Source organism: Pseudomonas sp. CBZ-4, from assembly GCF_000346755.1.
GTDB lineage: Bacteria > Pseudomonadota > Gammaproteobacteria > Pseudomonadales > Pseudomonadaceae > Aquipseudomonas.
The window spans coordinates 44,653-53,437 of sequence record NZ_ANNV01000027.1; the positions used below are offsets into that span (position 1 = coordinate 44,653).

Consider the following 8,785-nt stretch of genomic DNA (forward strand, 5'->3'; position numbering starts at 1 on the left):
CCTCATTTTTTATCTGGCAATGAAGCCCAAATGTGGGGGCGGGCTTGTGTGGGAGCTGGCTTGCCTGCGATAGCCTCACCTCGGTCTAACTGACATACCGAGGTGCCTGTATCGCGGGCAAGCCCGCTCCCACATAAAGCCGATCTCACTGCCCTCAGGCTTTTGTCGTGGGCAACACATCGTTGGCAATCATTTCGCCAAACGGTCCGGTGAGGTTGGTGATACCGCGCCCGGCCAGGCTGGCGTACGGCTCCGGCAACAGGGGGAACACCAGCTCGGCAAACCGATAGGCCTCTTCCAGGTGCGGGTAACCGGAGAAAATGAAGCTTTCGATCCCCAGGTCAGCGTATTCCTGGATGCGCGCGGCCACTTGCTGCGGGTTGCCCACCAGCGCGGTGCCGGCGCCGCCGCGCACCAGGCCGACACCGGCCCACAGGTTGGGGGCGATCTCCAGGTTGTCGCGGCGCCCGTCATGCAGCGCGGCCATGCGGCGCTGGCCTTCGGAATCAAAACGCGAGAAGGATTTTTGCGCCGCGGCGATGGTTTCATCGCTGATGTGTTCGATCAGTTTGTCGGCGGCTTTCCAGGCGTCTTCCTCGGTCTCGCGCACGATCACATGCAGGCGAATGCCGAATTTCACCGTGCGGCCGTGACGGGCGGCGCGCTCACGCACATCGGCGAGTTTTGCTGCGACGGCGGCGGGCGGCTCGCCCCAGGTCAGGTACACATCCACCTGTTCGGCGGCGAGGTCGTGGGCGGCGTCTGAGGAACCGCCGAAGTACAGCGGCGGATACGGCTTCTGCACCGGTGGGTAAAGGGCCTTGGCGTTCTGCACCCGCAGGTGTTTGCCTTCGAAATCTACCGATTCGCCCTGCAACACGCGGCGCCAGATCTGGAGGAATTCGTCGGAGACTTCGTAGCGTTCGCTGTGATCGAGGAAACTGCCGTCGCCACGGTTTTCGTCGGGGTCGCCGCCGGTGACCACGTTGATCAGCAGCCGGCCGTTGGACAGGCGGTCCAGGGTGGCGGCCATGCGTGCGCTAACGGTGGGCGAAATGATGCCCGGACGGATCGCCACCAGGTAACGCAGGCGTTCGGTAAGTGGCACCAGCGCCGAGGCGATGACCCAGGAGTCTTCGCACGAGCGCCCGGTAGGAATCAGCAGGCCGTAGTAACCGAGGCTGTCAGCGGCTTGTGCGACTTGCTTCAGATAGTTGAGGGTGACAGGCCGCGCACCTTGCGTGGTGCCCAGGTAATGACCGTCGCCGTGGGTCGGTAGAAACCAGAAAACATCCATGACAAATCCTTAAGCGATTTTCAGCAGAGAGGGGGAGTGCGCTGCAAACAACGGTGCAGCGCGTTCTGCCGCAAGGCGGATACGGCCCTTCAAGGGCTCACTGGTTATTTGGTAATCGGTGAAGTCGGCTTCGGTGGCGTATACGCCGATCGGCAAGGTCAGCGCCTGGAAGAAGCTGAACAGCGGGCGCAGCTGGTGATCGAGGACCAGTGCGTGGCGTTCGCTGCCGCCGGTTGCGGCGAGCAGCACTGGGGTGTTGATCAAGGCGTTGAGGCCGACCAGGTCGAAAAGGTGCTTGAGCAACCCTGGGTAGGAACCGCGATAGACCGGCGCGGCGACGATCAGCAGGTCGGCCTGTTCGATGGCCAACAGTTGGGCTTCGACGTCGGCGGGTAATTCATCACGGGACAGGGCGCCGCCTAATGGCCGGGCAATGTCGCCCAGTTCGATCAAGGTGGTCTGGATCGGCAGCAACGTGGCCAGTTCAGCCAGCACCGCTTGGGTCAAGACGAGGGTACGGGACGGGCGCCAGGTTCCGCCGGAGAGGGCAACGACATTCAGGTGACGGGTCATGAACAGTTCCTTTTTCAACAGGGGTTCGTAGCAAATCGGTGCAACGTGTTGAGCAAGAGCTGTACCAATGACGACGAGCCTTGATTGGCGTGGGCTGTGGGCTCGTAGCTGAAAAAGCGGGTGTTGCCTGCGTGGTGAATTGTTGAATGGCTGTTGCCTGGGCAACAGTTGCGTGGCGAACAGTTCCGGTGTGGTGTGTGGCCATTTATAGAAGGTTATATTTATTCCGTAAATGAACGTATTTCCATATTTATAGATCATATGGAAATATATAGCGGCAGCTATCAGAGGTGCTTCGATGGCTGATAGCGACTATCACGGGAGGTGATTTTTCTCTGTGAAGGTGCGGGAGTAGCCTGTGTTCATTGACTCGAAACCTACTTCGCAGAGCCGCCGCCATGAACCGATTCCTTGCTGTTTGCTTGTTGCTTGTCACCGCCGTCCTCGCTGGCTGTGCGACCCATCCGTCACCTGAGTTGCGCCCTTACACGGCAGACGAAAGCACACAGTTGGCCCTTGAGGCGTTGAGCCGTCGTGGTTTGTCGTTTGATGAATACCAACAGCAGCGCGCCGCACTGACTGGCCAGCCACAGAAGCCTTTCGGCTTTGATCGCAGGGGCGAGATGAACGCCGAACGCAGCGTGACCCTGCATGGTCGTCCCAGTTGAGGGCGGTATTGGCCATGAAGAGCCCGAGGTTCTCCTTAAGGAATCTCGGGCTTTTTGTTTTCCATGGCACGACTTCAGCCTGTTAAGCTGAATTTCAGGAGCGTTCCTACGCACATTTACCTAAAGTGGTCCTTTTTTAATGGCATTTGATCGGTTAAACCTGACGACCTCTGTCCCGGTCGATGCCCCTGAGACGCTGCTCTCGGGAACCTGCTCTGCGAGTCTTTCATGAATAAACGTCCGTTGTATTTCGACTACGCCGCCACCACGCCGGTGGATGAGCGGGTTATCCAGGTCATGGTTGAGTGTCTGGGTTTCAACGCCAATTTCGGCAACCCTGCGTCCAGTTCCCACGCGTTCGGCCAAGCGGCCCGGCAAACGGTTGAACAGGCGCGCCGCCAGGTGGCCGAGTTGGTGGGCGCCCAGGCTGAGCAGATCGTCTGGACGTCCGGTGCCACCGAATCCAACAACCTCGCCATCAAGGGCGTGGCCCAGGCGCGGGGTGTGGCGGGTGGGCATATCATCACCAGCCAGATCGAGCACAAGGCCACGCTGGACACCGCGCGGCAATTGCAGGAAGCCGGCGTGGCCGTGACTTATCTGGTGCCGGACGCCGATGGGCTGATCACCGCCGATGCGGTGAGCGAAGCGTTGCGTGAAGACACCTTCCTGGTGTCGTTGATGCTGGTAAACAACGAACTGGGGACCCTCAACGACATTCCGGGCATTGGCGCGCGGGTGCGTGAGCATGGCGCGTTGTTGCATGTGGATGCCGCGCAAGGGGCGGGCAAGGTGGCAATCGACCTGGCGCAATGGCCGGTGGATTTGATGTCGTTTTCCGCGCACAAACTGTACGGCCCCAAGGGCATCGGCGCGTTGTATGTCGGGCCGCGGGCGCAGCAGAAGGTGTTGGCGCAGATCCACGGCGGCGGTCACGAAGGTGGTTTGCGCTCCGGTACCCTGGCGACCCATCAGATTGCGGGCATGGGCACGGCGTTCGCCCTGGCGGCGGCAGCTTTTGTTGAAGAAAAGGCCGTCATCGTAGCCTTGCGCCAGCGCCTGCTGGACCAGCTGGCAGCGGTGCCGGGTGTGCGCCTCAATGGCAGCGCGACGCAACGTATTCCCCATACCCTGAGCCTCACGTTCGCCGAGGGCGAATTCAATGCGGCGGCGTTGAGCGCGGGGCTCGCGTTTTCGGCGACCTCGGCGTGCAATTCGGCAAGCAATGCACCGTCCCACGTGCTGCTGGCGTTGGGGCATGACGCGCGCAGTGCCGGCCGTACCATTCGCTTGAGCCTAGGCCGGTTTACCACCGAGCAGGATATCGACCAGGCCGCGCAGTTGATCAAGGCGGCATTGGCCAGCGCACCGGCGTTCTGGGCGGTCTGATCCCTTTTTCGCAACACATAATAATTATTCGTGGTTAGCAGGAGACACAATGAGTACGCAGCCCTTGACCCATGGAACGGTTCCCCAGCGCCTGGCGCAGACCCGCGAACTGATGCGCCGCGAGGGCATTCATGCCCTGCTGGTGCCGTCGGCCGACCCGCACTTGTCCGAGTATTTGCCGGGCTACTGGCAGGGGCGCCAATGGTTGTCGGGGTTTCATGGCTCGGTGGGTACGCTGATTGTCACTGCGGATTTCGCCGGCGTTTGGGCAGATAGCCGCTATTGGGAACAGGCAACCAAGGAACTCAAGGGCAGCGGTATCGAGTTGGTGAAGCTGCAGCCGGGCCAACCTGGGCCGCTGGAATGGCTGGCCGAGCAAACACCGGAAGGGGGTGTGGTGGCGGTGGATGGCGCGGTAATGGCCGTGGCTTCGGCGCGTACGCTCGGTGGCAAACTCGCGGAACGCGCTGCACGCCTGCGTACCGATATCGATCTGCTGAACGAGGTCTGGCAAGACCGTCCGACGTTGCCCAACCAGCCGATCTATCAACACCTGCCGCCGCAGGCCACCGTCAGCCGTGGCGAGAAGCTCGCCGCACTGCGCGCCAGCCTGCAAGAGAAGGGGGCCGACTGGCACTTTATCGCCACCCTGGATGACATCGCATGGCTGTTCAACCTGCGTGGCGCCGATGTGTCGTTTAACCCGGTGTTTGTGTCCTTCGCGTTGATCAATCAACAGCAGGCCACGTTGTTTGTAGCGCTGAGCAAAGTCGATGCAGCGCTACGCGCAGTGCTGGAGCAGGACGGTGTCACCCTGCGTGATTACAGCGAAGTGGCGGATGCATTGCGCGCGGTGCCAGCGGGCGCCAGTGTGCAGGTCGATCCGGCACGCGTCACGGCGGGCCTGCTGGAGAACCTTGATAGCGGCGTCAAGCTCGTGGAAGGGCTGAACCCGACCACGCTGGCCAAATCGCGCAAGAGCCTGGCGGACGCGGAACACATCCGTCAGGCCATGGAGCAGGACGGCGCGGCGTTGTGTGAGTTTTTCGCCTGGCTGGACAGTGCGTTGGGCCGTGAACGTATCACCGAGCTGACTATTGATGAGCACCTGACCGCTGCGCGTACCCGTCGTCCGGGTTATGTGTCGCTGAGTTTCAATACCATCGCTGCGTACAACGCCAACGGGGCGATGCCGCATTACCATGCCACCGAAGAAGAGCATGCGCTGATCGAGGGTGATGGCTTGTTGCTGATCGACTCGGGTGGCCAGTACCTGGGCGGTACCACGGACATCACGCGGATGGTGCCGGTCGGTACGCCGAGTGACGAGCAGAAGCGCGATTGCACGCGGGTGCTCAAGGGGGTGATTGCCTTGTCCCGTGCGCATTTCCCCAAGGGCATCCTGTCGCCGTTGCTGGACGCCATCGCCCGCGCGCCGATCTGGGCCGAGGGTGTGGACTACGGCCATGGCACAGGCCACGGTGTAGGTTATTTCCTGAATGTGCATGAAGGCCCGCAGGTGATCGCCTACCAGGCCGTGGCCGCGCCGCAAACGGCGATGCAGCCGGGCATGATCACGTCGATCGAGCCGGGTACTTACCGTCCGGGGCGTTGGGGGGTGCGTATCGAGAACCTGGTGTTGAACCGTGAAGCGGGCAAGACCGAGTTTGGTGAGTTCCTCAAGTTTGAAACCCTGACCTTGTGCCCGATCGACACCCGCTGCCTGGTACCGTCGCTGCTGACGGCGGACGAGCGTGAGTGGTTCAACGCTTACCACGCTGAAGTGCGCGAGCGCCTGAGCCCGTTGCTCAACGGCGCTGCGCTTGAGTGGTTGCAGGTGCGTACGGCGGCTATTTGATCAAGGCTTCGCGCACAAACTCCAGACGGTCCTGACCGAAGAACAGCTGATTGCCTACAAACAGGCTGGGGGCGCCGAACACGCCGCGTTGAACGGCTTGTTCGGTCTTGTCCTTGAGGGCGGTCTTTACGCTTTCGTCATTGGCGAGAGCCAGGACCTCCTCAGGGTCAAAGCCGTGCTCGGTCAGTACTTTGGCAACGACGGCGGGATCGCCCAAGTGAAGGCCTTCGACCCAGAGGGCGCGGAACAGGCAGTCGACAAAAGCCTCGAAGCGCTCAGGCTGACGCATTTGGACACCGGTGACTGCACGCATCAGCACCAGGGTATTGATCGGGAAGTGCGGGTTGAACTTGAGGGTTACCTGGTAGCGCTGGGCGTATCGAGCAAGGTCGTCGAACATGTAGCGACCCTTTGCAGGGACGGTGATGGGGGAGGCATTGCCGGTGGCTTTGAATACCCCGCCCAATAACATGGGTTGGTACACCAGTTGAGCTGCGGTTTCGGCGCACAGTGCCGGCAGTTGGGTGTATGCCAGATAGCTGGCGGGGCTGCCGAGGTCGAAGAAGAACTCCAGGGTTTTAGGCATGGCTGATGCTCTCTGCTTATTGTTATGGGGGCTTACCAGGGTTCATTCCAGGGGCGCAGATCCAGTTCAAACGTCCAGGCGTCGCGTGGCTGGCTGTGCAGGTACCAATAGTTGTCGGCAATGTGCTCGGGGTTGAGAATGCCGTCCTGATCCTTGAGGGCGTATTTCTGCGGGAAATTGTCGCGAATGAAGTCGGTGTCGATGGCGCCATCGACCACCACATGGGCGACGTGGATACTCCTCGGGCCCAGTTCCCTCGCCATGCTCTGTGCGAGCGCGCGAATGCCGTGCTTGGCCCCGGCGAACGCGGCAAAGCCCGCGCCGCCCCGTAATCCTGCGGTAGCACCGGTGAACAGGATCGTGCCTCGATTGCGGGTGACCATGCGCTTGGCGACTTCGCGTGCATTGAGGAACCCGGAGAAGCAGGCCATCTCCCAGATCTTGAAATATTTGCGCGCGGTTTCTTCGAGGATGCTGCAGGGGACGTTGGCGCCGATGTTGAAGACGAACGCTTCAATGGGGCCCAGCTCGGTTTCGATCTGGTCGACCAACGCGATCACGTCATCTTCCTTGCGTGCATCGCAGGCAAAGCCATGGGCTTCGCCGCCCGCAGATCGGATGCTGTCTACCAGGGGCTGCAATTTGTCGGCGCTGCGGCGGGTGACACAGGCGACATAGCCTTCGCGGGCAAAGCGCTTGGCAATGGCGCCACCGGTGGCATCACCGGCGCCCACTACCAATACGATTTTCTTGTTGTGCGTCATGGGAACTCCGTTGGCTCGATAGTCGAGCAGGAGTCTAGACGCAGCGCCGCGAAGGGCCGGGTTTGTCGCGGGAATTAAATGCGAGCAGTCGGTGGTGGACTGCTCGGGCGACTATTTGCAAATGACGATCATACTGCGACTGGTGTAGCCGGCAGGGTTGAGGCCGAAGGGGTAGTCCCCTGGTTCCTCGGAGTTGTCACCGGACTTGGCGATAACCCGGTAGCCTTTGGCGCCGCAGGAGTTGGTAGCGCTGGTGTAGCACTGGTCCCAGGAGGACGACAGGCCCGAACAGTTGATATGCAGCCCTTTTTTGCCCCGTTTTACTTCTGTCTTGGTGGTCGCGGCACAGCCAGCAATGGCCATGACCATTAACAGTATCAAAATTCGCTTCATTCCTATCCTTAATAGCCACTTCGCAATACTTGAAGCTGGCTCTACTCGCTCTCGAGTGTAGCGTTCGCGCTGTCCCTGTCGAAAATCTCCATGAATGACATTCGTTTACGGCTTAAACATGGCCTAAATGAGCGGCAAATACCAGAGCTACCTGCAAAGATGCCTCAATCCGCCGCAACCAGTGGCTTTGATTCGTTGCGCATTGTCAGCGTGGCACCGACGGAGGCCAGGATGATGCAAGTGATCGCCAGCCATTGTGCCAGGGACAGGTGTTCTTGCAGGAATAATAGGCCAGAGAGTGCGCCGAATGCGGGTTCAATACTCATGAGGGTGCCGAAGGTGCGGGCGGGGAGGCGAGTCAATGCGACCATCTCCAGGGTGTAGGGCAAGGCCGTGGACAGAATGGCAACGCCGATGGCGACGGGGATCAGGGCGGGAGTGAGCAATGCGGCGCCGGCATGGACGATACCGATTGGCGCGATAAACAAGGCGGCGATCATCACACCCAATGCGGCGGTCTGGACGCCGTTGTCGTTGCCGGCTTTTTGGCCGAACAGGATATAGAGGGCCCAGCAGACGCCAGCGCCCAGCGCATAGGCGGCGCCGATCAAGTCGATGCCGTGGCTGGCCTCTCCCATGGGGATCAACAGCAGCAGGCCGATGATTGCCAGGCCAATCCACAGGAAGTCGACGGCTCGTCGCGATGCGTAGATGGCTACGGCGAGCGGCCCGGTGAACTCTAGCGCTACGGCGATACCCAGCGGGACAGTGCGCAGCGACATATAGAAGAGAAAGTTCATGCCACCCAACGCGATACCGTAGATGACTACGGTGCGCAGCGACTTTGCTGTCAGCTTGGCGCGCCATGGCCGCAATAGAAGCAGCATGATCACACTGGCGAAAACCAGACGCAGGGTTGTGGTGCCCTGTGCTCCGACAATAGGAAACATGCTTTTGGCCAGTGAGGCGCCGGATTGAATAGACGCCATGGCGATCAACAGCAGGCCGACAGGAAACAATGCCGAGGCCAGGCTGCGGGGGGAGGTGGTCATTGGGGTGTTCGTCCGAGGTCGTATGTAGAGAAACATTGGACGCTATGATGCTTAACTGTTTGTGGTTGAGCAATATATTGCTCAATTATCTTGGTTTGGTCCTTCTATATAGAGGGAGCTCGGCTTTTTTGGCTTGTTTGATAGAAAAACCAAATTAACGGTTGACGGCAGATTCTGGATGTCTATAATTCGCCCCACTTCCGGC

The 8,785-nt window shown here is 60.3% G+C and carries 9 protein-coding genes; 3 read left to right on the forward strand and 6 right to left on the reverse strand.

The genetic code is table 11. The features are described from left to right. Positions 1–154: 154 nt before the first annotated feature. Together ssuD and msuE are read right to left on the reverse strand one after the other, a co-directional pair. Positions 155–1,297: an FMNH2-dependent alkanesulfonate monooxygenase gene (ssuD, locus tag B348_RS0103825; RefSeq protein WP_017734837.1), complete on the reverse strand. Its 1,143-nt coding sequence runs from the start codon at positions 1,295–1,297 to the stop codon at positions 155–157. 9 nt (positions 1,298–1,306) lie between these two features. Beyond that, positions 1,307–1,870: an FMN reductase gene (gene msuE, locus B348_RS0103830; protein ID WP_017734838.1), complete on the reverse strand. Its 564-nt coding sequence runs from the start codon at positions 1,868–1,870 to the stop codon at positions 1,307–1,309. 398 nt (positions 1,871–2,268) lie between these two features. Here msuE and B348_RS0103835 point away from each other — a divergent pair, with 398 nt between their 5' ends. The 3 genes from B348_RS0103835 to B348_RS0103845 all read left to right on the forward strand — a co-directional run bounded on the left by B348_RS0103835 (position 2,269) and on the right by B348_RS0103845 (position 5,785). After that, positions 2,269–2,538 carry a hypothetical protein gene (locus tag B348_RS0103835; RefSeq protein WP_026136530.1) on the forward strand — a complete coding sequence of 90 codons (270 nt, stop codon included), beginning with the start codon at positions 2,269–2,271 and terminating at the stop codon, positions 2,536–2,538. 228 nt (positions 2,539–2,766) lie between these two features. Then, positions 2,767–3,927 (forward strand): cysteine desulfurase family protein, encoded by a 1,161-nt coding sequence (locus B348_RS0103840; RefSeq protein ID WP_026136531.1) that lies wholly within the window; start codon positions 2,767–2,769, stop codon positions 3,925–3,927. Between the two features lie 49 nt (positions 3,928–3,976). Next, on the forward strand, positions 3,977–5,785 hold the full coding sequence (locus tag B348_RS0103845; RefSeq protein WP_017734841.1) for an aminopeptidase P family protein: 1,809 nt from the start codon (positions 3,977–3,979) through the stop codon (positions 5,783–5,785). On the opposite strand, the gene B348_RS0103850 is transcribed toward B348_RS0103845, so the two are convergent. The 4 genes from B348_RS0103850 to rhtA form a co-directional block, all read right to left on the reverse strand. Next, entirely contained in the window at positions 5,778–6,371 is a 594-nt protein-coding gene (locus B348_RS0103850) for a 2-hydroxychromene-2-carboxylate isomerase (RefSeq protein WP_017734842.1), read from the reverse strand. The genes B348_RS0103845 and B348_RS0103850 overlap by 8 nt on opposite strands. A gap of 32 nt (positions 6,372–6,403) precedes the next feature. Further along, entirely contained in the window at positions 6,404–7,135 is a 732-nt protein-coding gene (locus B348_RS0103855) for an SDR family oxidoreductase (RefSeq protein WP_017734843.1), read from the reverse strand. Positions 7,136–7,246: 111 nt separating this feature from the next. Beyond that, entirely contained in the window at positions 7,247–7,528 is a 282-nt protein-coding gene (locus B348_RS0103860; RefSeq protein ID WP_016980214.1) for a hypothetical protein, read from the reverse strand. A gap of 164 nt (positions 7,529–7,692) precedes the next feature. After that, complete coding sequence (rhtA, locus tag B348_RS0103865) at positions 7,693–8,580, reverse strand: threonine/homoserine exporter RhtA (RefSeq protein ID WP_017734844.1); 888 nt, start codon at positions 8,578–8,580, stop codon at positions 7,693–7,695. Positions 8,581–8,785 lie beyond the last annotated feature (205 nt).